Source organism: Rhizobium sp. Root482, from assembly GCF_001426565.1.
Lineage (GTDB): Bacteria > Pseudomonadota > Alphaproteobacteria > Rhizobiales > Rhizobiaceae > Pararhizobium.
Window position 1 is genome coordinate 385,545 of record NZ_LMFA01000001.1, and the last position, 24,599, is coordinate 410,143.

The following is a 24,599-nucleotide window of genomic DNA, read 5'->3' on the forward strand; positions in this document are numbered from 1 at the left end:
TCAGTAGCGAATGCGCGGATCGAGAGCGACATAGAGAAGGTCGATCGCGATGTTGACGATGAAAATGGCGATGGCCGTCACGAGGATCGTCGATTGCACGACGGCGAAGTCGCGCTGGATGATCGAGTCGATCATCAGCTTGCCGATCCCCGGCCAGCCGAAAATCGTTTCGACGACGACCGCGCCGTTGATGAGGCCGGTTGTGAGATCGCCGGCGACGGTGATGACCGGCAGCAGGGAGTTCCTGAGCGCATGACCGAAGATGATCCGGCGTCGCTTCATGCCCTTGGCACGCGCCGTCTTGATATAGGGGGAGGCGAGCACGGAGATCATCGTGCCGCGCACCACCTGCACCAGAAGGCCGAACGGGCGAAGCATCAGCACGACGATCGGCATGATCCAGTGCAGCGCCGTACCCGTGCCGGAGGTGGGAAGCATACCGAAGCCGACGGCAAAGACGAGAATGCCGACGATCGCGATCCAGAAATCGGGCGTGCTGGCGCCGGCCAGCGATATCAGGCTGACGGCGCGGTCGAACAGGCTTCCCGGGCGGGCTGCGGCCAGCGCGCCGAAGATCACGGCAAGCGTCGTCGAGAGCGTGATGGCAACGAAGGCAAGCTTCAGGGTTGCCGGGAACGCCTCGAGCGCCACCTCGATCGCCGAGCGGTTCTGGCGCAACGACTGGCCGAAGTCCAGGGAAAGGAGGTTTTGCAGATAGTCCAGGAACTGCACGTGGATCGGCTGGTCCAGGCCGTTCAGCCGTGCAAAGGCTTCGCGAGCCTCGAGGCTCGAGTCGAGAGGCAGATAGAGCGCCGACGGGTCACCGGTCAGGCGCGTGAGGAAAAAGACAAGTGTCAGCAGACCGATCACGGAAATTGCACTGTGATATGTCCGCCGACCGATATAGCCGAGCATCATGCGGAGCCTCTGAATTCATCTGGAGTGCATGCGAGCGCGGAACTCGGTTCCGCGCTCGCATTTCGTCGTTTTGACTCAGTTCTTGAGGCCGATATTTGCAAGCGGGATTTCGCTGTTGGTCGTGATATCCGGCTTCCAGTCGAGACGTGTTCCTACCCGTGTATAGCCAATCATGTGGAACATCGGAATGTCGACAGCAAGGTCATCGTGAACCTTGTTGAAGATCGCCTTGAACTTTGCAGTGCGGTCCTCACCGGTCGCGGCCATGGCATCGGCGACTTCCTTGTCGAGCGCGACATCGTCCATGGTCGAATAGCTGCCTGCCGAACTGTAGAAAATCGGGATCGTGAACGCCGCGTCACCCTTATTGTTGTCATGCATCATCTGCAGGAGGTTCGGCCCACGCCCTTCCGGGAAAGGCTTCTGCAGGTAGCGCAGCCAGTCGTTCACATCGAGCATTGTGAGCTTCACGTTGAGGCCGACATCCTGCCACATGGCCATCATGGCTTCCATGGCTTCGGCGCCGTTCGGATAGATGCCGTTGCGACCGATCAGTTCGATCTCGGTATCGACCGGGACACCCGCGGCCTTGGCTTCGGCGATCAGCGCGCGCGCCTTTTCGGCATCGAAGGCCCAAGGTGCCAGCGTGTCGTCATGACCATTGATGCCCTTGACCGCCATCTGCGAGGCGCGCTGAGCATCCGCGCCGAACAACTGGGCGAGGCCCTCCCAATCGATGGCGAGGTTCAGCGCCTTGCGGATCCGGACGTCATCGAGGGGTGCGAAGCCGGCATCGATGCGGATTGCGGTGGTTTCGGAATTCAGATAGGCGAAATCCGTTTCCGGATTGGTCGCATCCTGGATCGCGATGGACGGCGTCAGGTCGGCCTCGCCGGTTTCCACCATGGCCGCGCGGATCGAGGATTCCGGACGCCACACATAGCTGGCCTTGGTGATGGACGGCTTCTCGCCCCAGTAACCGTCGAAGGCCTCCAGAACAACGGTTTGCTGCGTAAAGCTCGAAAGCTTGAATGGCCCCGTGCCGACCGGGTCGTTGACGGCCTTGTCGGCCGGCGTGTTCGGCGAGACGACCATGATCACGCTCAAGAGCGTCGGCAGAATGGGCTGGGGCTTATCCGACTTGATTTCCACGGTATGGTCATCGACCGCGGTGACGGTGAGCTTGGCATCGCCGAACTTGGCCATGTTGCTGCATGTTACCTTGCCGCTCGTCATGCGTTCGATCGAGAACTTGACCGCCTTCGCGTCGAACGCGGCGCCGTCCTGGAATTTCACGCCCTCGCGCAGTTTGATCTGCCAGGTATTCGGGTCGGTCTGCGTCCATTCGGTCGCAAGGCCCGCCGTCGGCTGACCGCTGGCCGGATCGATAATGGTCAGCGGTTCGACGACATTGCGGCTCAGGATTTGGCCGACATTGGTGATGATCGTGCCGCAGGGTTCGAGATTTGCCGGCTGTTCCGACAAAACGATGTTGACTTCGGCGGCATTCTGCGCGGCGGCCGAACCGGTCCAGCCGGCAATCGCGACAGCCCCGGCGATAATGCGAATAGACGTCCTTCTCATTGCATTCCTCCCAGATGAATTATGAAGATATGGAGACTGGCGCCATCCTCCCGGCGCCAGCCCGGCTTTCTGCTCAGCCGCGAGCGGCTGTGATCAGGTCCCGCAACATTTCCCGCTCCTCGCCAGTGAGGTCCACCAAGGGCGGACGCACAGGACCGGATCCGTATCCGACGAGATCGACACCCGCCTTTATGATCGAAACGGGATATCCAGCCTTGCGATCGCGCAAAGCGGCAAACGGGAAGAAGAACGTCTGAAGAATCCCCTCCATGACGGCCCTGTCGCCGGCGCGCATCGCGCGGTAGAAGCGCACCGCCAGATCCGGGACGAAATTGAAAACCGCGGAGGAATAGGTGGTCACACCGACCCCGTTGAAACCTTCCGCGAAAAGCTCGTGCGTCGGCATGCCGCCGATATAGCAGAGCCGGTCGCCGAGTTTGGCTGTGACATGGCGTACGAGATCCACCTTGCCGGTTCCGTCCTTGAACCCGATCAGGTTGGGGCAAGCCTCTGCCAGACGGGCAACCGTATCGGCATTCGCGACCGAATTGGCGCGATTGTAGAGAATGACGCCAAGGCCTGTTGCATCGCAGACAGCCTTCACATGGGCAAAGATGCCTTCCTGGGGCGCCTCGGTCAGATAATGCGGCAGGAGCAGGATGCCGTCGGCACCGGCTTTTTCGACGATCCTTGCCGTCTCGATGGCAAGCGACGTGCCATATCCGCAGCCCGCAACAATCGGAACCTGGCCGGATACGTCCTTTGCCGCACGGGTGACCTCACCCACTTCCGCCGGTGTCAGTGAAAAGAATTCGCCGGTGCCGCCAGCGGCAAACAGGGCGGCAGCTCCAAAGCCCGAAAGCCATTCCACATGCCGGCGATAGCTGTCCAGATTGAGCTCGTAGTCGGACGTGAAATGCGTAACCGGGAAAGACAGGAGCCCCGAACCGACTTGTGACTTGATTTCTTCAGGCGACAATGAATTTCCTCCTTGCGCCTAGAATGGCGCCGGAAAATTCATATGATGACTTTTTCTTGTAGTCAACCGATGTCTTGGTCTTTTTTATCCTGCCTCCACGACGTCAGCGAGCGATATCGCTTGATACCGGTGACGAGATGGCGGCGCATGGCCTCCCGCGCCCGGTCCGGATCGCGCGCCAGAATGGCCTCGGCGATCTCCCGATGCTCGAGAAGGATGGGCTCGTCCCGGCTGGGCAGCGGATCCACTCCACCCATGACCGTGCGAAACTTCACGCGCGGGATCATGCGCCGGCCGATATGCTCGAGAAAGGTGCGGAAGCGCGCATTGTTCGTTGCCGTGGCGATTGCCATGTGGAACTGGAAGTCCGCCTCGTCCGTTGGCTTGCCTTCGGCGACAAGGTCCGCGAAGTGCTCGACCTGCGATACGATCTCGGCCTCTTGCGCCGGGGAACTCCTGACTGCGGCGAGCGCCGCCGCCTCCACTTCAATGCCGATGCGAAGCTCAAGTTCCTCGATGATATCGGAGATCCGGTTCGTTTCCGCGGTAAAAAGCCTGAGCCCTGGATCGACCTGCCGCGGCCCGATCACGAACACACCAGACCCATGGCGGGATTCCACCATACCGTCGGCGCGCAGCGCGGCAATCGCCTCGCGCACCACCGTCCGGCTGAAACCGAACTTGTCGACGAGAGCAGGCTCGGTCGGCAGTTTATCACCCGGCGCATAATAACCCGCCTCGATTTGTCCTCGTATCGCCTCTGCGACCTGAGACGATAGGGACGGGCGACCGCCCGCCTTCTTCACGCTGGGCAAAGCAAACTCTCCACACCTGCTTGGACCGGAGTCATAATATGATGACCACCATCAATTCCATAGCATCTTATGGGATTAGCGACAGCGGGTACAGGGCTGGCACAAAAAATCATCGCCGATCCACTGCCGGCGGCGCGCCGAGCGCCGCTCCAATATCGGCTTTATTCCGAAATGGATTGTTTTGTCGCAGCCAAAGCCCTGGCTGCGCCGATCCGGCGCATCGAAGGCTGCGTGCATGCCTGGCCGCCGTCAGGGAATCTCTTGCGACCGAAATGCCGGGCGCGAAGCAGAAGTCCCAACCTCCGGGACTTCTGCTGATCGCGGGCGGATCTTTAGCCGCCGAAGCCGAAGCCGATCGGCATGTCTTCGAGGGTAATGCCGGAGGGCTCCAGGCTCTTGACGATCCAGGTCTGGTTGTTGCCGATGCGGCGATTATATTCGGCCCAGGCCGAGACAAAGCTCTTGAAGGTTTCGTCTGCTGAATAGTTGAGCGCGATGACCGACGGGGTGGACAGAACCGGCGTCGGAACTTTGACTTCGCCGATGCCGGGAGCCTTCTTGGCGATGACGAGGCCGTTCAGCATCGTGTTGACGAGGCCGTCGGCCTTGCCGGTGGTCACGGCGACGATCGCCTCGTCACGCGTCTTGAAGCGCAGGATATTGGCCTTCGGCAGATATTGCTGGGTGATCAGGTCCTGTGCCGAACCCATGTCGACCGCAAATGTGTATTTCGGGTCGTTCAGTTCACCCCAGGTTTTGTTATCGACCTCCTCCTTGGAGGAAACGATGACGAAGCTGTTGTAATAGGTCGGCGCGGAGAACGACACCGACATGGCCCGCACAGGGGTCGCGGTCACCGCAAACGCCATATCGACCTTGCCGCTCTGGACGTCGAGGATCGCATTCGCCCAACTGGATTCGACGATTTCGAGCTTAACGTCCAGCGTCTTGGCGATATCCTTCGCCATTTCGATGGCAAAGCCCTGCCATTCATTGCTGCGGACGTCCTTGTTGAAATACGGGACCTCATTCAGGATGGCCGGGACGCGCAGAACGCCCCGCGCCCGGATGTCGTCGATCGTACCGGCAGATGCCGATGTTCCGAGCAGAGACATGGCAACGACGGCTGCACCACATAGGCTTGTAAAAAGTTTCATTGTTCAGGACCTCCTAAGTTCCCCGGTCTTCTTTGCGTTCACAAGATCCCGGACGACCAAGCGTCCGAGCCTCATGCCACCATCAGCCTATTCCGTAATCGACCGTGAACAATGCTAGAGACCGCGACGCCCTTATCTCATTTTTTGTATGTCGGACGTTCACAGGGCCATCTGGGCAAGTTCGCCGGCAGGCGGCGGGTCCAGCACCGTTCCGACCAGTTCGCGCTGGCAATCCTCGTAGAGCTGCTGCACCGCAGGGTGCTTCTGAAGGAAGCCGGCCGTGCCGAAATAGACCCGCACCTCCGGCAGGTTCGACAGTTTCACGCTGCGGATTGCTGTCTCACCCGGCTGCACGCACCAGGACGGGATGATCGAGAAGCCGAGTTCCTCCTCCACACAGCGCATGACACTGGAACTGCCTGAAGTGGAAATTGCCGGCTGCACGATGGCGCCGTTGCGTCCGAGGAAGTCGACCGCGAAATTCCGGAGCGTCTGGCCCGGCTCGTAGGTAATGAAGGGCCGCCCTTCAACCCATTCCGGAATGTCCTTCTGGGACGGAGGTTCGCCCCAGGAATGGGGGTAAACGAAACTCAGGCGATAACTGCCGAGCAGCCGCTGCGGCACGACCGGGTCGCCGAAATAGCGCTCCGAGATGCAGACGTCGAGGCTGCCGTTCTTGACGAGTTCGGCAAGCACGGTGTCGCGCTCGTAGACGGCGAACTCCATATCCGGAAAGCGCTCCCGGAAGGCGGCCAGCACGCGCGGAAAGAGATAGAAGAAGATCGCCTGCGGCATGCCCACCCTCAAGGACGAGCGCTGACTTTCGATGAGCTTGCTCAGCCGCTCCAGCATGATGTCCAGCTCGGGATGCAACAGATTGTAAAGAGCGCGCCCGCGGGGCGTGAGGGCAATGCGTTTGGCGCCCTGCTCGGAATCGATCAGTTTGCCCGCCAGCAGTTGCTCCAGACGCCGCACATGATTGGCGGCCGACTGGTAGCTGAGGTTGAGTTCGCGTGCGGCGCCGGAAAATGAGCCGTGCCGGGCGACCTGGTAGAACGTCTGGATGAGTGTGAGGCTGATCTGCGCCATAGGGTCTTCTTTCGCCTTTTCTCAGGAATAGGGAACCTCGGCGGAGGAACCGATACAAAAATCATGGGCAGGCAAGGCCGTCATCTTGTATCGACGGGACACCCTGCCCGCCACCAATATTCATCTCATGAAATCGATCCGTTTACATGAGATATCCGGCTCGCCACCGTCCACGGCGATCGTCATCGGCTCCGGCATCGTCGGAGCGGCCACCGCCTATTATCTCGGCAAGCGCGGCGTGGCGGTACATCTGCTCGAGGCCACCGCGCCGGCAGCCGAGGCCTCGGGCGCAGCCGACGGTGCCGTTTCCGTTGCCAGCAAGCGGCCCGGCACGATGATGACCGCTGCCCTGCGTGGCGTAGCTCTCTACCGGGACCTCGCGCGCGATGGATTGCTCGCCGACCTCTACAAGACCCGCTCGACCTTCATCATCGCCGCGAGCCAGGCGGAATGCGAACTGCTGGAAAAACATCGCGAAGCGCTGCTGGACGCGGGCGTGAAGGCCGTGGCGTTGTCCCGGCAGGCCCTCCAAAAACGCTTCCAGGTTCTTTCTCCCAACGCGCTGATGGGCGTCGAGGTCCACGACGAGGGCCACGCGATCGGCTATGAGATCGTTCATCGGCTGGTGAAGGCTTCCGGCGCTTTCGTACATCGTGACACGCCTGTCCGCGAATTCGTCGAGGCCGGCGGCCGTGTCGCCGGTGTCGTCACCCCGAAGGGCGTCATGACGGCGGATGCCATGGTGATTGCCGCCGGCGGCGGGTCGGCAAACCTGCTTAATCTGGACAATGTCCTCATCCCGCGCAAGGGACAGCTTCTCGTTACCGAACGTGCCCCGGCGCTCAACCGGGCCATGCCGGGGGCGATCATGTCGGGTCGCTACCTGCTCAGTAAGGGCAGCCAGAAGGGCACCGGCGCGCTCCCGTCCCGTGGCCTCGGCCTCGTCATCGACCCGTTGCGGACCGGCCAGTTCCTGATCGGCGGGACACGCGAGGACTTCGGCGACCGGCAGACTAACGACATCGACGCCGTCAGGCGCATCCTTCTGGCTGCGGTCGACCTGGTGCCCGGCCTTGCAGACGTCCGGTTGCTGCGCAGTTTTGCCGGCGTCCGCACCGCCGTCATCGACGGACTGCCGCTCATCGGCCGCCTGCCGGGGCGCGAAAACGCCTATGTGGCAACGGGTTTTGAGGGCGACGGCATCTGCCTTGGCCCGCTCACAGGAAAGACGATCGCCCAAATGATCTGCGGCGAGACACCCGAATTCGATCTTTCCGATTTCGACCCGGCCCGTTTCATGGCCGGCAAGGTTGCCGCATGAACAGTTTTCGCTTCCTTTCCAAAAACATCCCCTTCAACGAGGGCGAAAGCATTGCCGCCGCTCTTGAAGCCGCTGGCATTCGGCAGTTCGGCAGGGACGCTGTCGGTCACGAGATTCGTTATTTTTGCGGCATCGGCGCCTGCCAATGCTGCCTTGTCCGCATCGACGGCGTCATCCGCGAAGCCTGCGTGACGCCGGCCCGCGCCGGGGCGCATATCGAGCTGGTGGGAGCGGATCATGAATGAGCGTGACGTCATCGTGATCGGCGGCGGCCCTGCCGGGATGGCGGCAGCGATCGAAGCCGCACTCGCTGGCCTGTCAGTCGATCTCGTCGAGCAACGCCCGACGCTCGGCGGCGCCATCTATCGGCAGCAGGCAGATGGCGGCACCTCACCCGTGCAATCGAAGATGGCGCGCCAACGGTTTGCAAGGCTCTCCACGGCTCTCGCGGGTATATCGGCCAATATGCGCTTCTCCTCGGTCTTCCTTGGGCTTGATGCCGATGGTTTCGTGCTCATCGAGAACCGGCAAATCGGGCGGATCGAGCTGATCCGCAGCCGTGCCATCATCGTGGCGACCGGTGCCGTCGAACGGATATTGCCGCGCCCGGGTTCGGAACTGCCCGGCGTTTCCACCGCCGGCGGTCTGCAGGTCATGCTGAAGGAGACCAGCCGCGCGCCGCAGGGCCGCGTGCTGCTCGCCGGCAACGGCCCGCTGCTTCTCGCCGTCGCCGCCCAGTTGATCCGTCTTGGCAATCCGCCAGCCGGGATCGTCGAAGCCGGCGATCCCTTACGCGCCGCCGCCCTTTCCAATGTCGGGCTTCTGTCTCACCCTGCCTTGCTGGCGGAGGCTGCAGTCTATCTGAAGGATATCTACCGGGCCGGCACGCCGTGGTTCAGAGGCACGCGCCTCACCCGGATCGAGAAAGTGGATGGCGCCCTGCAGGCAACGCTTTGCGATCGGCACGATGCCGTCAGAACAATCCTGGTCGACCGAATAGGACTGCACGACGGAATCCAATCCAACCGGATCGGCCTCCCCGCCGAGCAAACGCGAACAGGCAGCGCGCCGGTCGTCGTCAGGGCCGGCGATTGCCGCGAGGCGCTCGGCGCCGTTGCTGCCGAAGCGGACGGGCGACGCGCCGGATTGCTTGCGGTCTCATTGCTTTCCGGCATCGCCACGGACATCAGCGTTGCCGAAAGAGCAATCGCCCGCCAGCGCCAGGCCCAGGCACTGATCACCCGGAGCTTCATGCCGGTGGCCGGTGGCTCACATCTTGCGTCGCTGCCGGACGAGACCCTTCTGTGCCGTTGCGAAGGCCGCACTGTTGGCGATCTGCGGCAGCTACTGGATCGCCCGGACCCGATTTCCGACCGCGAAATCAAGCACAATGGGCGCTTTGCCATGGGCCTTTGCCAGGGCCGCTTCTGTGCCTCGAACGTCGCCGAACTCGTCGCCCTCCTGCGTCCCGACGCGTCCAAACCCACACCCGACGGCCTGACCGGTCAGCGCTGGCCGATCAGACCCGTTTCCATCGGCGCCCTAACCCGGGCCGCCCCCGAAGACAATTGTGAAGACTAAGAGGTTCCCATGACGTTCGCTCAGAAAACGGCTGTTATCCGATCGACAGAAATTGCCGTACGCAATCCTTTCGATGAATCCGTGGTCGGAAAGGTGGCCGAGACCAGCGCTGCCGCCATCGACGCCGCTGTCGCTCGTGCGAAAAAAGCCCAGGCGGATTTCCGCCGCTCGACACCGGCGGTCCGTCGCGCACTTCTCAATGCGCTGGCCGCTGAAATTGCCGGCGATGCGGAACATCTGTCGCGCATCATCTCCAGTGAGATGGGCAAGACGATCCGCGAGGCCCGCAACGAGGTGCGTCGCGCCCAAAACACGTTGAAGCTGTCCGGCGATGCCGCCACATTTCTCGACGGCGAGGCCCTCCACTGCGCCATCGTCGAAGGCGGGGCGGACCGGCTTGCGACGATTACCTATGAGCCGGTCGGGGTCGTCGGCGCGATCACACCGTTCAACTATCCGCTGAACCTTCTCTGCCACAAACTCGGCCCTGCGATCGCCGCCGGCAATGCCGTCGTCGCCAAGCCCTCGCCGAAGGCGCCGCTGGCGGCGGCCCGCCTTTGCGAACTGGCGATCAAGGCCGGTTGGCCTGAAAACCTCTTCCAGATCGTGCATGGCGAAGCCGAGGCGGCAATCGCGCTTGCGCGCTCGCCGATCAACCTGCTTTCCTTTACTGGCGGTCCGGCTGCGGGACTTGCGCTCAAGAACGCCAGCGGCCTAGTGCGCTGCCTGATGGAGCTGGGCGGCAATGATCCGCTTTTCGTGATGCCTGATGCCGATCTGGACAAGGCGGTCGCAACCACGATCGGCCACCGTTTCGAGATTGCAGGCCAGAGCTGCGCCGCCGTCAAGAAACTCTATCTCCACAAGGATATCGAGGCGGTCTTCACGGAAAAACTCCTTGCCGCCGTCGATGCGGTCGAGTTCGGCGATCCCGCCCGAGACGATACCGACATGGGAACCGTGATCGACCTTGCCGCCGCCAAGGCGGTTGCCGCGCGGGTCGATGCGACGATTGCAGGCGGTGCGAAACTGCTTGCCGGCGGCACCCATGACGGAACCGTCTTCGCCCCGACAGTCATCTCCGGGATCGAACCCACCTCGCCGGTAATCGCCGACGAGACGTTTGGCCCGATCATCGCGATCCGCAGCTTCACCGATGCGAAACAGGCCATCGACGAGGTCAATGCCGGAGAATTCGGCCTGCAGGCCGGTGTGTTCACCAACGACCATGCGCTGATCAAGATGTTCTCGCGCGATCTCATCGTCGGTGGCGTCATGATCAACGAAGGGCCCGACTTCCGGGCCGAGCACGTGCCTTTCGGCGGTGTCAAGCGCAGCGGCCTGGGCCGTGAAGGCGTACGGATCGCCCTGCGCGAAATGTCCGAAACGAAAGTGGTGATCGACTGAGGAGAGAGATGATGCGCATCGGCATTCTTGGAGCGTCCGGTCGGGTCGGCACGCAGCTCATTGCGGTCATCCTCGCCAATCCCGGCCTTGAACTTGCGGCGGCGCTCGTCTCACCCTCGTCCAGACTGGTGGGGACGCCGGTGGCCGGGAGCGGCGTGGAATACCGCGCCGCCGATGCAGCCATGAACAGCCGTTGCGATGTGATGATCGATTTTTCGACCCCGGCTGCAAGCCTCCACCTGCAGCAGCAGACCGCCATGAAATCAATCCCGATGGTGATCGGGACAACCGGGTTCACCACGGACGAGGAACAGCAACTGGCAAGCTTTTGCGCCTATCGACCCATGCTCATCAGTGCCAATTTCGCCCGTGGCTTCGAGGCGTTCAAGCAATCCGCCCTGTCCTTCGCCCGGCAGATGCCGGGCGGCGAAGCCAGGGTGGTGGAGACCTATCATGCCCGCAAAAAGGCGGATCCATCCGGAACGTCCCGGCTGCTTGCTCGATTGATTGCCGAAGAACGCGGCCGTGCGATGGGATTTGCCGCGCCGGATGTCGCGATCGACGTCCATCGCGAGGGAACCGTCGCCGGCAATAACGAGGTGCATTTCGACCTGGGATCGGCGGAAGCCGTGTTCACCTACCGGGTGCATACGACCGCGGCCTATGCGGAAGGGGCAATTGCCGCCGCGCAATGGCTTGTTTCCAAAAAGCGGCCAGCCGGCCGCTACTCGCTTGAAGACAGCCTGAACGGCTGAACACAAAGGACCGAACGAATGACCGATCTGACCGAACGCTTCCGCGGCATTTTTACCGCGTTGATTACGCCATTCAAGGATGGCGCCATCGATTACGCCGCCTATGACGCCCTGGTCGAACGCCAGATCGAAGCCGGTGTCGCCGGCCTCGTTCCGGTCGGCACCACCGGCGAGGCAGCAACCCTTTCCGACGACGAGGCCGAAGCCCTGATCGCCCGCACCGTCAGACTAGCGGCCGGCCGTGTCCTGGTCATGGCCGGTGCCGGCGCCAACGACACGAAGAAAACCGTCGAAAAGGTCCAGCGCGCCGAAGCGGCCGGCGCCGATGCCCTCCTGATTGTCACGCCCTACTACAACAAGCCGACCCAGGCGGGCCTCGCCGCCCATTACAAGGCAGCCGCGTCGGCGACCAGGCTTCCGGTCATGCTCTATTCGGTGCCGGGCCGCTGCGGCGTCGAGATTGAACCTGAAACCTGCGCGACGCTCATGAAAGCCTGCCCGAACATCGTCGCCATCAAGGAGGCCGGCGGCGCACCGGAGCGCATCACCCGCCTCCGCGCGGCGGCCGGGGACGCCCTGATCATCCATTCGGGCGATGACGGCCTCGCCCTGCCCTTCCTGTCGCTCGGCGCCATCGGCGTGACGAGTGTCGTCGCCAACGTGGCACCAAGGGAAATGGTCGGCCTGGTCAACGCCTTCCGTAAGGGCGATACGGCCACCGCGCTGAAACTGCACGAACTGATCGCCGAACTGACCGACGGCATGTTCATCGAGTCCAATCCCGGGCCGGTCAAGGCGGCTCTGGCGCTCTCCAATCTCGCCGGCCCGGAAATGCGGCTTCCGATGGTTCCGGTATCGGACGCCAACCGCGACAGGCTGGCCGGCATCCTCGGCCGCTTCAATTCCGCTGCCTCCGCCTTCCAAGAAATCCGCTAAGGCGAGCGGCTAGCTTTGCATTGTTCGAGAGTTCGGACCATAGGACTATTCCAGCGTCGGCTCCCTTGATGGGGTTCGGCCCCAAAAAAGGGGAACATTTTAATGGCAAAAAAATGCCGCAGCCGCTGTTTTGCTTACAGAAAGAGCCCGATGCATTCGGTTCTGGCGGAGGAGAAGAATGACCTATAACTGGGATTTTCAGTCAGTCTGGCAATATTATGATCTCTTCCTGTGGGGCTTGTGGATCAGCGTCGTCTATACGTTCGGCTCCGTCTTCTTCGGCATCATCATAGGCTTCGTCACCTGCGCCGCGCGCCTTTCCCAGTGGAGGGTGCTGAACGGGATCGCACGGATCTACCAGGAGATTTTCCGCTGCACGCCGCTCCTGGTGCAGCTGCTGTGGTTCTACTATGCGTTCCCGCTTCTGGTCGGCGGCTCGATCGACAATCGTGTCGCGGCCCTGTTGACGCTGTCGCTCTATGTCGGCGCCTTCTACGCGGAAATCTTCCGCGGCGGCATCGTCTCCATCGACAAGGGCCAACGCGAGGCGGCTGCCGCGATCGGGATGAGCCCCCAGCAGGCGATGACCCGCATCATCCTGCCGCAAGCCCTCAAGCGGATGTTGCCGTCCTTCATCAACCAGTCGGTCATCCAGTTCAAGAACACCTCGCTGGTCTCGGTCATCTCCGTGGCCGACCTCGCCTACATGGCCGCCGTCGTGAATGGCCAAACCTATCGCCCACTGGAATCCTATACCGTCATGGCCGGTCTCTACATCCTCATGCTGCTGCCTATCACCCAGGCCGCGGACTGGATCGAGCGACGCCTGCGGGTCAGCGATTAAAGGAAGAGAGCCATGATCACCACAGCAACGCCCGCAACCGAGGCGCCGATTCTGGAGGCGCGCGGACTGAGAAAAAGCTACGGCGTTCTCGATGTCCTCAAGGGGCTTGACCTGTCGCTTGCTCCAGGCGAGATCGTCGCACTGATCGGCCCCTCCGGTTCGGGCAAATCGACCTTCATCCGCTGTCTCAATCGCATGGAAGAGCCGACCGGCGGCGTCGTCAAGTTCCGCGAGCGCCAGGTCGCCGATACATTTCGCGACCAGGGCGAGAGGATCGGCATCGGCACGCTTCGCCGCCATGTCGGCATGGTCTTTCAGCACTTCAATCTCTTCCCGCACAAGACGGTGCTGCAGAACGTGACGGAAGGTCCCATGATCGTCTGCAAGCGCTCCCGCAAGGAGGCCGAAGAACTGGCATTGGATCTTCTTGGCCAGGTGGGGCTCGCCGAAAAGCAAGCCGCCTATCCGAACCATCTTTCCGGCGGACAAAAGCAGCGGGTCGCGATTGCCCGCGCCCTTGCCATGGAACCGGATGTCCTGCTGCTCGACGAGGTGACCAGCGCGCTTGACCCGGAATTGGTCGGCGAAGTCCTGGAAGTCATCCGCAAACTCGCGGACAAAGGCATGACAATGGCCATCGTAACACACGAAATGGCCTTTGCGGCAGAAGTATCCTCCCGCGTTCTCTTTCTCGACGGCGGTGTGATCGCCGAGACCGGCACACCCAACGATGTCATCCTCAACCCGCAAAATCCGCGGCTGCAGGGGTTCGTCGCCCGGTTCAAAGGCTGAGTGCATGACGAAATTCAAGGTCACGATATTCGGAGCGGGCAACCTGGGCTCCGCCTTGGCCGTCGCGCTCAACAAGACCGGCGTGTTCGCGGTACAGATGATCGACCCGTCCGAGGACGCCCTGGAACGGTTTCGGCGGCTCGACCTCGATATCGCCATCCGGGCCTTCCCGGCCGGGGGTGACCTCCACCTGCTCCTTGAGGGCCAGGATCTTGCCGTTGCCGCGGTGCCCGATGGTTCGGTTGCCCAGATCGCCGCCGCGGCCGCCCGTGCCGGGACGCACTACCTTGACTTCGTGTGCACGGATCCGCAGACCCGAACAATACTGGAGCCTCTATCCGGGCGTCGCGCCGTCCTGCTGGGCTGCGGAGTCTCGCCAGGATTTATCGGCAATGTCGGTTGCGGTCTGCTGCAAGGCTGCTCCGACGTCGCCGACCTGACGCTGCGGGTCGGCGCCCTACCCCGCTTTGCGACCAATCGGCTGGGCTACGGGCAGATCTGGAACATCGACGGGCTTATCGACGAATATACACGGCCCGGCGTGGCGATCCGGGACGGCAGGATCACGCCGATTTCGCCTCTCGAGGAATACGGGCAGATCGCCATCGACGGCGTCACCTACGAGGAGTTCACCACCTCGGGCGGCGTCGAGGATCTGGAAATCTTCTCCGGTCCCGCGCTGCGCAACGTCACGTTCAAGACGCTGCGTTATCCCGGACACCTGGATTACATGCGCTTTCTTCTCGACGATCTTGGCCTGCGGCAGCGGCGCGACATGCTGAAATCGCTGCTTTATAACGGCCTGCCGCTGGTGGAAGACGATGTGCTGATGCTGGTCGCGACCGCGCGCGGATATATCGGGCGGCAGCCGACGGGACGGACGGTCGTCTATCGCTTCTCCCCCGGCATCGCTCCGGCACCGTTCAACGCGCTGACCTCGGTCGCCTCCGGTTATGCGGCCAGCCTTATCGCAATGCTGCACGAGGGAGAAATCGCCCCCCGGGGAATTATCGCGCATCACCTGATCGACACGGAACTTCTGTTGTCACGGGATTTTCTCAGACCCCTGTTTCTACGTTCCGCACCCGTCTGAGATGTCCCGCCGGCCGGCAACTGCAATAAGCGCCCGTTGTCGTCGATCCGGCTGATGTCCATGCCGGAAGGGCGGCTTAAGCAGCAGCCATTCCGGTGATCTGCAGATAGGCGAGCAGGCAGAGCCCCGCTGGCACAACGGCAGAGGTCGACAACGGCGCCGGCACGGTCCGGGCAAAAGCCGCGCCGAGGAATATGAGCGGCGCGCCGAACAGAAGCCCGTGATTGGCGAAGGCCAGGCCGGCGGCAGAGAGACTGATCGCACTGGCGATAATGGTAAGCGGCGCGGTTGCAAGCGCGCTGGCCGTTCCGGTGCGAAAAATCACCGCGAAGCGTGGCCAGCTGAGCATGAGGGCGAGAAAAAGCAGGACCGCGGCAACCGGCATCAGCGCGCTCCCGCTGTGTGAAAAATGGCCCCCACACGGGCCGGCGCCTCATTCCGCGGCATCTGCAAGACATCCATCGACGATCCCCCTGATTTCGGCACGGCACGAGCCGCAATTGGTTCCGGCATTGAGCGCCTTGCCGATGGCCTCGACGCTGTGGCAGCCGCCGCCGACTGCGGCGACGATCTGGTTGACGCCGACGCCGAAGCAGGCACAGACGGTGGCGCCGGGATCCGGCTTGCCCGCACCCGGCCGGCCGGCAACGAGCGCAAAGCGCCGGCGAAGATCCGCATGGTCGGTGCCAAGCTGCGCGATCGCCCAGTTGCGGGCGACGGCGACGGGCTCGCGCGCCAGGAAGAAGGCTGCGAGAAGCCGGCTGCCATCAAAGAAGGCAAGCCGGATATCGCCGGTCTGCGCATCGGCATAGCCGAGCGGCTCGACACGATCGGGGATGGCGAAGATACGACGGCACCAGTCCGCCCAATCTCCGACCGGCGCGGCAAAAGCCAATTCAAGCCGCCAGCCGCCCTCGGCCTTGGCCAGCGCCCAATAGGCGGCATCCGGATTTACCGGCTTGGCCAGCGAAACCGCAAAACCGTACTGCTCCACCTTGAACTTACGGGCAGAGACGGCGACGTTCTTCGATGCGGGCTGGCCGGAAAACCGGTCGGTGATGGCCGGTACGACGGCATTGATGCGGGCCCTGGCCGCGATCTGGTCGTTCCAGTGCATGGGCGCAAAAATGCCGCCCCGCGCCTGGCGCCCGATGACGAGCGCGCGCACGACGGCCTTGCCCTGCGCGCTTTCGATCTCGACGAGATCGGCAGCGCCGATGCCCATCTCCAACGCGTCGCGCGGGTTAATTTCCGCAAAAGGCTCGGCGATATGAGAAGAGAGACGCGCGCTTTTGCCGGTCCTGGTCATGGTGTGCCACTGGTCGCGGATCCGGCCGGTGTTCAGCGTAAAGGGATAATCTACATTGGTGCGCCCGGTTTCCGCCGGCTCGACGGCGACGAAACGGGCCTTGCCATCGGCGTGGTAGAAGCCACCGTCGGCAAAGAAGCGGCGCTCCATGCTCGCCTGCCCCGCCGGCTGCGGCCATTGGAAGGGTGCGAGCCGGTCATATGCCTCCCTTGTAATCTCACTATAGTCGCCGATGTCGAAGTCCCGGCTGCCGGCATTCTCGAAAGCGGACAGGGCCGCGTGTTCGGAAAAGATGTCGGCGGACCCGTCATAGGAAAAAGCGTCGGCAAATCCCATACGGCGGCCAAGCTCGGCGAGCTGCCACCAATCGGCCCGCGCCTCGCCTGGCGCATCGAGAAACATCCGCTGGCGGGAAATACGGCGTTCGGAATTGGTAACCGTCCCATCCTTTTCGCCCCAGCCGAGCGATGGCAGCAGCACATCGGCGTGACGGGTCGTATCGGTCTCCTTCTGCATGTCGGAAACGACGATGAAGGGACAGGCCTTGATCGCCGCCTCGACGGCATCCGCATCCGGCATCGACACCACGGGGTTCGTCGCCATGATCCAGACCGCCTTGACGCGGCCGTCGGCGACCGCCTGGAAAAGATCGACGGCCTTGAGGCCCGGTTTCCGCGCAATGGCCGGCGAGCGCCAGAACCGCTGCACCCGGTCGCGATCTGCCGCGTTCTCGATTGCCATATGGGCGGCCAGCATATTGGCAAGTCCACCCACTTCGCGTCCGCCCATGGCATTCGGCTGCCCGGTCAGCGAAAACGGCCCCATGCCCGGCCGGCCGATCCGGCCTGTGGCGAGGTGGCAGTTGATAATCGCATTGACCTTGTCGGTGCCGCAAGACGACTGGTTGACGCCCTGGCTGTAGCAGGTCACCACTTTTTCGGTCGTCGTGAAGAGGCGATAGAATTCCCGCAACTGCGTCGCGGGCAATCCGGTCTGCGCCAAGACGTCTGCAAAGGAAACGTCGGAGCTCGCCGCAAAGGCATCGGCAAACCCGGTCGTATGGGCGGCGACATAGTTCTGATCGATTGCGTTTTGCGACGCCAGATGCGCGAACAGGCCGACGAAGAGCGCGACATCCGCATCCGGGAGGATCGCCAGGTGCAGGTCGGCAATATCGACCGTCGCGGTGCGACGCGGATCGATCACCACGACCTTCATGCCCGGCCGCGCCGCCTTGGCGGCGGCGATGCGCTGGTAGAGCACCGGATGGCACCAGGCGAGATTCGAGCCGGTGAGGATGACAAGGTCCGCCAGTTCCAGGTCCCCGTAGGTTCCCGGCACCGTATCCGACCCGAAGGCGCGGCGATGGCCGGCAACGGACGAGGACATGCAAAGCCGCGAATTGGTGTCGATATTGGCCGAGCCGATAAACCCTTTCATCAGCTTGTTGGCGACGTAATAGTCCTCGGTCAGCAACTGGCCGGAGACGTAGAAGGCGACGGAATCCGGGCCATGCTCGGCGATCGTATCGGCAAACCTTTCGGCGACGAGGTCAAGTGCCTCGTCCCAGGAGGCCCGCCGGCCACCGATCTCGGGATGAAGAATGCGGCCATCGAGGTCGATCGTTTCGGCGAGTGCCGACCCCTTCGAGCAGAGCCGGCCATGGTTCGAGGGATGTTCCGGATCACCCTTGATGGAAACGGCGCCCTCCTCGGTGACCGTCGCGATGACCCCGCAGCCGACGCCGCAATAGGGGCAGGTCGTCCTGACCTCCTTCTCCATCTACTCGGCCGCCATCATCAGGCTTTCGAGCGCGATGAACAGCGCTCCATCCTCGTTGCGTAGCGGAATGGTTTTCACCGCCCCCTCGTCCGCACCAAGAGCCTTGCCGGTCTCCAGCGAGATCACCCAATTGTGCAGCGGGCAGGTCACGGCCCTGGCATGGACGATGCCCTGGCTCAGAGGGCCGCCCTTGTGCGGGCAATGGTCCTCGACGGCAAAAGCCTCGTTTTCGGCGGTGCGGAACACCGCGATCTTGCCTTGCGGAGTTTTCACGCAGCGTGCACCGCGCAACGGAATATCGGCGATGTTGCCGATGGCGATCCAGTTCGTGTCCATGGGCTTACTCCGCCGCCTCACCGTAGCCGATGGTCGCCATCGGCCTGAATTCATGCTTGTCCTTGCCGGAGACACGCTCCGACCAGGGATCGACCTGGGCGAATTTTTGGGAAAAGACGAAGCGATCGTAATAGGCCTTGCGTTTCACCGCATCGCCCATGATCTGGCGTCGGATCTCTTCAAGCCCGACACGCTTTGCCCATTTGTAGATCCGCTCGAGATAGCGCGCCTGCTCGCGGTACATTTGTGCCAGCGCCACGATATGCTCCAGCGCCTCGTCCTCCGTCCTGACGAGGCCAAGCACCTCGGTGCCCTTGATGTCGAGGCCCGCCGCACCGGCGAAATGGATCTCGAAGCCTGAATCGACGCAGATCACGCCGATGTCCTTGCAGGTCGCCTCGGCGCAGTTGCGCGGACAGCCGGAAACGGCGAGCTTCAGCTTGGCCGGCGTCCAGGAGCCCCACATGAACTTCTCGATACGGATGCCAAGCCCGGTGGAATCCTGCGTGCCGAACCGGCACCAGTCCGAACCGACGCACGTCTTTACCGTGCGCAGCCCCTTGGCATAGGCCTGTCCGGAAACGAAGCCCGCCTTGCCGAGATCTTCCCAGACGGCCGGCAGGTCTTCCTTCTCGATGCCGAGCAGGTCGATGCGCTGGCCGCCGGTGACCTTCACCAGCGGGATTTCGAACTTGTCGACGACATCCGCGATGGCACGCAATTCATGCGCATTGGTCACTCCGCCCCACATGCGCGGCACGACCGAATAGGTGCCATCCTTCTGGATATTGGCGTGAACGCGCTCGTTGATATAGCGCGACTGATAGTCGTCCGCATATTCGTCCGGCCAGTCGCAGACGAGATAGTAGTTGAGCGCCGGGCGGCACTTGGCGCAACCGCAGGAGGTCTTCCATTGCAGTTCCTGCATGACCGCCGGAATGGTTTTCAGCTTTTTCGCCTTGATGAGGCGGCGCACGTCGTCATGGCTAAGATCGGTGCAACCGCACATCGGCTGGACAGCGGCGGGATTGTAATTTTCGCCGAGCGTCAGCGTCATCAGTTGTTCGACGAGCCCCGTGCACGAGCCGCAGGAGGCCGATGCCTTGGTATGCGCACGAACCTCGTCAAGCGAGGTCAAGCCCTTGCCCGTGATGGTCGAGACGATCTTGCCCTTGCAGACGCCGTTGCAGCCGCAGATTTCCGCATCATCCGGCAAGGCTGCAACGGCCGCCATAGGGTCCAGCGGAGCACCCCCTTGGTAGGCCTGTCCGAAGATCAACGTCTCACGCATCTGCGAGATGTCCGTCTCCTTCTTCTTGAGGTCGTTGAACCAGGCCCCGTCGGCGGTCTCGCCATAGAGCACCGTGCCGATGATCCGGTTCCCCTTCAGCACCACCCGCTTGTAGACACCGGCAGAGGCATCGCGCAGCACGATTTCCTCGCGGTCGTCACCATCGGCGAAATCGCCGAGCGAGAAGAGCTCGATGCCCGTGACCTTGAGCTTGGTGGGCGTATCGGAATGCACGAAGGCGGCCGTGGTTTCGCCCGCCAGATGCGAGGCGGCGACACGGGCCATCTCGTAAAGCGGGGCGACGAGGCCATAGACCTGGCCTGAGACTTCGGCGCACTCGCCGAGTGCCAGGATGCTGCCGTCGGAGGTCCGCATGCCGTGATCGACGACAATACCCCGGTTGACGGCGAGCCCGGCCTGTACCGCGAGCCCGACGCTCGGGCGGATGCCGACGGCCATGACGACGAGCGTCGCCGGTATGATGCGGCCGTCGTCCAGTTCGATACCCTCGACCCTACCATCGCCGACGATGGCCTTGGTATTTGCCTTGCAGACGATCTTGATGCCGCGCCCTTCCAGTTCCTTCTGCAGCAGATAGCCGGCGGCGGGATCGAGCTGCCGATCCATCAGCGTCGGCATGACATGGAGGACCGTGACATCCATGCCGCGGCCGGCAAGGCCGGCGGCGGCTTCCAGCCCAAGCAGGCCGCCGCCGATGACGACGGCCTTTTCGCGCGACTGGGCGGCAAGCAGCATGGCCTGCACGTCATCGAGGTCGCGATAGGTGATCACGCCGCGCATATCCTTGCCCGGCACGGGCAGGATGAACGGCACGGAGCCGGTGGCGATCACCAGCTTGTCGTAGCTCTCGGTCACGCCATGGTCGGAGGTGACGGTCTTGGCGTTACGGTCGATGGCGACGATGCGATGGCCCTTGTAGAGGGTGATGCCGTGTTTGATGTACCAGCCGTCGCCGTGGATGATGATCTCTTCGTATTCCTTCTCGCCGGAAAGAACCGGCGAGAGCATGATGCGGTCGTAGTTCACCCGCGGCTCGGCGTTGAAGATGGTGACCTGGTAACGGCCAGGGGCCTTTTCGAGGAGGTGCTCCAGCATGCGCCCCGGCGCCATGCCATTGCCGATGATGACGAGTTTCTCGGTCATGGTCTGTCCTTGTCTGTTCATGCGGCCGAAGCCGTCGGCAGGGAAAGCGCGCGGCGCTCCATCTGGCGGATCGAGAGATGCATCCACAGGAGCGCCACAGCGACGATTGCGAGGAGAAGCAGGAAACAGCTCGACCAGAGGCCGGTCGCATCCTTGAGAAGTCCGAAGGCGATGGGCAGCACGAAGCCGCCAAGCCCGCCAACCATACCGACGATGCCGCCGACCGCGCCGATGCTGTCCGGATAGTAGGCAGGGATATGCTTGTAGACGGCGGCCTTGCCGAGGCTCATGACGAAGCCGAGCACGAAGACGGTGACGATGAAGATCGCCGGCGTGATGCCGAAGCCGCCCTCCTCGCTCGCAACCGGCAGCGAAAGGATGAGCGTCGCCACCGCCGAGACGCCGAGCATCCAGTACATGACGCTGCGGGCGCCCTTGCGATCGGAAAGCACGCCGCCGAAGGCGCGGAACAGGCTGCCCGGAACGGAATAGCAGGCCGCGATCATCCCGGCTGCGGCGATATCGAAGCCATAGACACCGACGAGATAGCGCGGCAGCCACAGCGACAGGGCGACGAAGCCGCCGAAGGCAAAGAAATAATAGAGCGAGAAGCGCCAGACCTGCGGGCTCCCGAGCGGCGCGAACTCCTGGGCGAGGCTGCGCTGTGGCACCTGGCGCTGGCGGCGGTCGCGGAAGGCCGGGTCATCGCTTGTCGTGAACCAGAAGATGAGCGCCGTGATGACAAGCACGCCAGCCCAGATTTCCGCCACCGCCTGCCAGCCCCAGGCGAGGAGCACGAAGGGCGCGAGGAATTTCGTCACCGCCGCGCCGACATTGCCAGCGCCGAAGATGCCGAGCACGGTGCCCTGCTTTTCCGGCGGAAAGAACGGCGAGACATAGGCGACACCCACGGCAAAGGAGCCGCCGGCAAGACCGACACCGAGGCCGGCGAGCAGCATCTGCGGATATGTCGTTGCATGGGCGAGCAGGAAGGTGGCGAGCGCCGCGGCCAGCATGGTCAGCGTGTAGACGAGGCGACCGCCATAACGACCCGTCCAGACCCCCAGCAGAATGCGCACCAGCGAGCCGGTCAGGATGGGCGTGCCGACAAGGAGACCGAATTGCGCCTCGCTGAGAGCGAGATCTTGGCTGATGCTGATGCCGATGATCGCGAAGATCGTCCACACGGCGAAACAGATGGTGAATGCGAAGGTGGACATCCACAGGGCCGTGCCAGGTTCGCTGGCGGATAAAGACTGCTTGCTCTCAGACATGGCTTCTCCGAGGCCCGACAAGGTCGTGCCGCTCCATCTTGGGATTGAAAACAAAAAGCCGCTGGCCAGGTGCACGCGGCATGGCTACGTCCATGCGCACGGAATCCTGATCAGCGGCTTTGCTGGCAAGGCGCCCGTCATTGGACGCCGATCTTCTGGCCCGAGGGCCTTCCTATAGATAAGCAATCGGCATGCCAGTTTTGGCAGTCTTTTGATTTTAAAAGAAAAAATAAACTACACGCAGTGAAGCAGACTGGCGCCGGCGTTTAGTTCGTGCAGACGCAAAGCCAATTTTTGTGCAGTGCGCATAAATTAAGCGCGACCTGGTCAGCCGGTCGATTGGGAAGCGATATAGGCATCGATGTCGTCGGGGTCGAAGCGCCCGCCGTCGAAGAAGCCATCCGGTCCCAGCGTCAAAGCACCGGAGGACCCTACAGGTGTCGTCACGATCAAGGCGCCTTCAACCTTCGCGCTTGCCGACGGCATGGCAATGCCGTGGTCCTTCAATGCGGCGCGGTAGATATCCGGCCGATAGGTCTCCGCCGCAATGCGCTGGCGATCCGCCGTGTGCCCGATCTGCCGCCAGCGGACCATCTGGGTGTAAAACCACAGGGCATGGCTCTTCCATGGGAAGGTCGCGGCCTTCGCGTTCGGAACGAAGAAATCCCCGACAGTCTGCACCACCCCGCCGCCGACCGGAAGATTGCCGCTAAGGGCAGGAAGGAGCAGATCCGCATCGAGCCCGACAAAGGCTGGCTTTGCCAGAAGCGCGGCAAGCGCCGGATGGTTCTCCGGCTGGGAACACCAGAGCGAGGCCTGCTGGAGCGCCACAAGCAGGGCAGCCATCGCCTCCGGATTGGTCTTGGCCCAGCGTGCATCGACGCCAAGCACCTTTTCCGGGCTCGACCGCCAAATCGCCGCCTTGACGGTCGCAAGATGCCCACCGCGACGAAGCACGCCGAAACTGTTCCAGGGTTCGCCCGCGCAATAACCGTCAATCACGCCTTCGGCGAGCGCATTGCCCATATCCGGCGGCGGCAGGACGGCGATCTCGATATCGCGATCCGGATTTATGCCGCTGGCCGCCAGCCAGTAACGCAGTTCGTAATTGTGCCCGGAATAGGGATGTACGACCCCGAAGCGCAGCGGCGGGCCTGCACGCCGATCAATGACCCGGCGCAGGGCCGCGCCGTTCACGCGCGCGTCGAGATCCGCCTTTGCGCCATTGTCCGCCATCGCCTGCCAGAGCGCGGAAGAGACCGTCACCGCATTGCCACCGAGCCCGAGCGCCATCGGCACGATCATGTCGGGAGCCGGGACGTTGAGCCCCAGATTGCAGGCGATCGGCATGGGGCCGAGAATGTGCGCGACATCGATATGCCGGACGGCAAGCCGGTCGCGAATGCTCGCCCAGGAGCGTTCGCGCAAGAGCGTGAGGTCGATGGCCTGTTCCTCGGCAAAGCCCATTTCGCGGGCGACGACGAGGAGCGCGCTGTCGAGCAAGGGCACGAAACCAGCGGTGATGGCGTGGCGCGTCGTCATTCCTTCCCTCCCGGATCGAGCAGGCTGGCCGCAGTGACGAGGCTCTGGGCGATCTCGACGATCTTGCGGTTCTGGTTCATCGCCGTGCGGCGCAGCAGCGCATAGGCCTCCTCTTCGGAGATTCCGCGCGAACGCATCAGGAGCCCCTTGGCACGGTCGACGATCTTGCGGTTTTCCAGTTCGCCGCGTGTTTCTTCCAGTTCGCGGCTGAGGCGCGAGAAGGCGTTGAAGCGGCTGATCGCCATTTTCAGGATCGGCCGCACCCGCTCCTGTTTCAGCCCATCGACGATATAGGCCGAAACTCCCGCCTCGACCGCCGCCTCGATGGAGGCCTCGTCGGACTTGTCGACGAACATGGCGATCGGGCGCTTTACGGCGCGCGAAAGCTGGAACATGCTTTCCAGCATGTCGCGGTTGGGATTTTCAAGATCGATGACGATGACATCGGGGTTGCGATTGGCAATGCAACGCGCAAGGCCATGCATGTTGTCGATGACGGTGACCCGGTCATAACCGGCATCGCGCAGTCCATCCTCGATAATGGCCGCGCGGATGCGATTTTCGTCTATGACCAGTACGTTCAGTCCGCTCGGTTTCATACCGCTATCGCATTGAGAGCACGCCGCCGGA

At 62.7% G+C, this 24,599-nt stretch carries 22 protein-coding genes; 9 read left to right on the forward strand and 13 right to left on the reverse strand.

Features of this window, described 5'->3' with window-relative positions; all coding sequences use genetic code 11:
• The 6 genes from ASD31_RS01650 to ASD31_RS01675 form a co-directional block, all read right to left on the reverse strand.
• Positions 1–915 carry an ABC transporter permease gene (locus tag ASD31_RS01650; protein ID WP_056329292.1) on the reverse strand — a complete coding sequence of 305 codons (915 nt, stop codon included), beginning with the start codon at positions 913–915 and terminating at the stop codon, positions 1–3.
• 78 nt (positions 916–993) lie between these two features.
• The gene (locus ASD31_RS01655) at positions 994–2,502 is read right to left on the reverse strand and encodes an ABC transporter substrate-binding protein (RefSeq protein WP_056328443.1); all 1,509 of its coding nucleotides are present in this window, start codon (positions 2,500–2,502) and stop codon (positions 994–996) included.
• A gap of 73 nt (positions 2,503–2,575) precedes the next feature.
• A complete protein-coding gene (kdgD, locus tag ASD31_RS01660; RefSeq protein ID WP_056328444.1) occupies positions 2,576–3,481 on the reverse strand; it encodes a 5-dehydro-4-deoxyglucarate dehydratase in 906 nt (301 codons plus the stop codon).
• A 62-nt stretch (positions 3,482–3,543) separates the two neighbouring features.
• On the reverse strand, positions 3,544–4,296 hold the full coding sequence (locus tag ASD31_RS01665; protein ID WP_056328446.1) for a FadR/GntR family transcriptional regulator: 753 nt from the start codon (positions 4,294–4,296) through the stop codon (positions 3,544–3,546).
• A gap of 332 nt (positions 4,297–4,628) precedes the next feature.
• A complete protein-coding gene (locus ASD31_RS01670) occupies positions 4,629–5,453 on the reverse strand; it encodes a transporter substrate-binding domain-containing protein (RefSeq protein ID WP_056328448.1) in 825 nt (274 codons plus the stop codon).
• A 159-nt stretch (positions 5,454–5,612) separates the two neighbouring features.
• Positions 5,613–6,542: a LysR family transcriptional regulator gene (locus ASD31_RS01675; RefSeq protein ID WP_056328450.1), complete on the reverse strand. Its 930-nt coding sequence runs from the start codon at positions 6,540–6,542 to the stop codon at positions 5,613–5,615.
• An 85-nt stretch (positions 6,543–6,627) separates the two neighbouring features.
• Between ASD31_RS01675 and ASD31_RS01680 the strand changes: the two genes are divergently transcribed.
• The 9 genes from ASD31_RS01680 to ASD31_RS01720 all read left to right on the forward strand — a co-directional run bounded on the left by ASD31_RS01680 (position 6,628) and on the right by ASD31_RS01720 (position 15,271).
• The gene (locus ASD31_RS01680; protein ID WP_244483727.1) at positions 6,628–7,863 is read left to right on the forward strand and encodes an NAD(P)/FAD-dependent oxidoreductase; all 1,236 of its coding nucleotides are present in this window, start codon (positions 6,628–6,630) and stop codon (positions 7,861–7,863) included.
• Positions 7,860–8,108 (forward strand): 2Fe-2S iron-sulfur cluster-binding protein, encoded by a 249-nt coding sequence (locus ASD31_RS01685; protein ID WP_056328451.1) that lies wholly within the window; start codon positions 7,860–7,862, stop codon positions 8,106–8,108. Before ASD31_RS01680 ends, ASD31_RS01685 begins: the two co-directional genes overlap by 4 nt.
• Positions 8,101–9,444 (forward strand): (2Fe-2S)-binding protein, encoded by a 1,344-nt coding sequence (locus ASD31_RS01690; protein ID WP_056328453.1) that lies wholly within the window; start codon positions 8,101–8,103, stop codon positions 9,442–9,444. The genes ASD31_RS01685 and ASD31_RS01690 overlap by 8 nt, the downstream gene beginning before the upstream one ends.
• Before the next feature lie 9 nt (positions 9,445–9,453).
• A complete protein-coding gene (locus ASD31_RS01695) occupies positions 9,454–10,851 on the forward strand; it encodes an aldehyde dehydrogenase family protein (protein WP_056328455.1) in 1,398 nt (465 codons plus the stop codon).
• Between the two features lie 11 nt (positions 10,852–10,862).
• Positions 10,863–11,606: a 4-hydroxy-tetrahydrodipicolinate reductase gene (locus tag ASD31_RS01700; protein ID WP_056329297.1), complete on the forward strand. Its 744-nt coding sequence runs from the start codon at positions 10,863–10,865 to the stop codon at positions 11,604–11,606.
• 18 nt (positions 11,607–11,624) lie between these two features.
• A complete protein-coding gene (dapA, locus tag ASD31_RS01705; RefSeq protein ID WP_056328457.1) occupies positions 11,625–12,542 on the forward strand; it encodes a 4-hydroxy-tetrahydrodipicolinate synthase in 918 nt (305 codons plus the stop codon).
• Between the two features lie 178 nt (positions 12,543–12,720).
• A complete protein-coding gene (locus ASD31_RS01710) occupies positions 12,721–13,386 on the forward strand; it encodes an amino acid ABC transporter permease (RefSeq protein ID WP_056328459.1) in 666 nt (221 codons plus the stop codon).
• A gap of 12 nt (positions 13,387–13,398) precedes the next feature.
• Positions 13,399–14,178, forward strand: a complete 780-nt coding sequence (locus ASD31_RS01715) for an amino acid ABC transporter ATP-binding protein (protein WP_082520365.1) — start codon at positions 13,399–13,401, stop codon at positions 14,176–14,178.
• A gap of 4 nt (positions 14,179–14,182) precedes the next feature.
• Positions 14,183–15,271, forward strand: a complete 1,089-nt coding sequence (locus ASD31_RS01720) for a saccharopine dehydrogenase family protein (protein ID WP_056328460.1) — start codon at positions 14,183–14,185, stop codon at positions 15,269–15,271.
• Positions 15,272–15,347: 76 nt separating this feature from the next.
• Here the strand turns inward: ASD31_RS01720 and ASD31_RS01725 are convergent, their stop codons facing one another.
• From ASD31_RS01725 to ASD31_RS01755, 7 genes are all read right to left on the reverse strand, one after another.
• Positions 15,348–15,656, reverse strand: coding sequence for a hypothetical protein (locus ASD31_RS01725; RefSeq protein WP_056328461.1), 309 nt, complete (start codon positions 15,654–15,656; stop codon positions 15,348–15,350).
• A gap of 48 nt (positions 15,657–15,704) precedes the next feature.
• Entirely contained in the window at positions 15,705–18,362 is a 2,658-nt protein-coding gene (locus ASD31_RS01730; protein WP_056328463.1) for a nitrate reductase, read from the reverse strand.
• Entirely contained in the window at positions 18,363–18,698 is a 336-nt protein-coding gene (gene nirD / locus ASD31_RS01735) for a nitrite reductase small subunit NirD (RefSeq protein ID WP_056328464.1), read from the reverse strand.
• 4 nt (positions 18,699–18,702) lie between these two features.
• Positions 18,703–21,153, reverse strand: a complete 2,451-nt coding sequence (gene nirB / locus ASD31_RS01740) for a nitrite reductase large subunit NirB (protein ID WP_056328466.1) — start codon at positions 21,151–21,153, stop codon at positions 18,703–18,705.
• Positions 21,154–21,170: 17 nt separating this feature from the next.
• A complete protein-coding gene (locus tag ASD31_RS01745) occupies positions 21,171–22,427 on the reverse strand; it encodes an MFS transporter (protein WP_056328467.1) in 1,257 nt (418 codons plus the stop codon).
• Between the two features lie 327 nt (positions 22,428–22,754).
• Positions 22,755–23,969, reverse strand: coding sequence for a CmpA/NrtA family ABC transporter substrate-binding protein (locus tag ASD31_RS01750; protein ID WP_056328468.1), 1,215 nt, complete (start codon positions 23,967–23,969; stop codon positions 22,755–22,757).
• Positions 23,966–24,568, reverse strand: coding sequence for an ANTAR domain-containing response regulator (locus tag ASD31_RS01755; RefSeq protein WP_056328470.1), 603 nt, complete (start codon positions 24,566–24,568; stop codon positions 23,966–23,968). The genes ASD31_RS01750 and ASD31_RS01755 overlap by 4 nt, the downstream gene beginning before the upstream one ends.
• Positions 24,569–24,599: the final 31 nt, after the last annotated feature.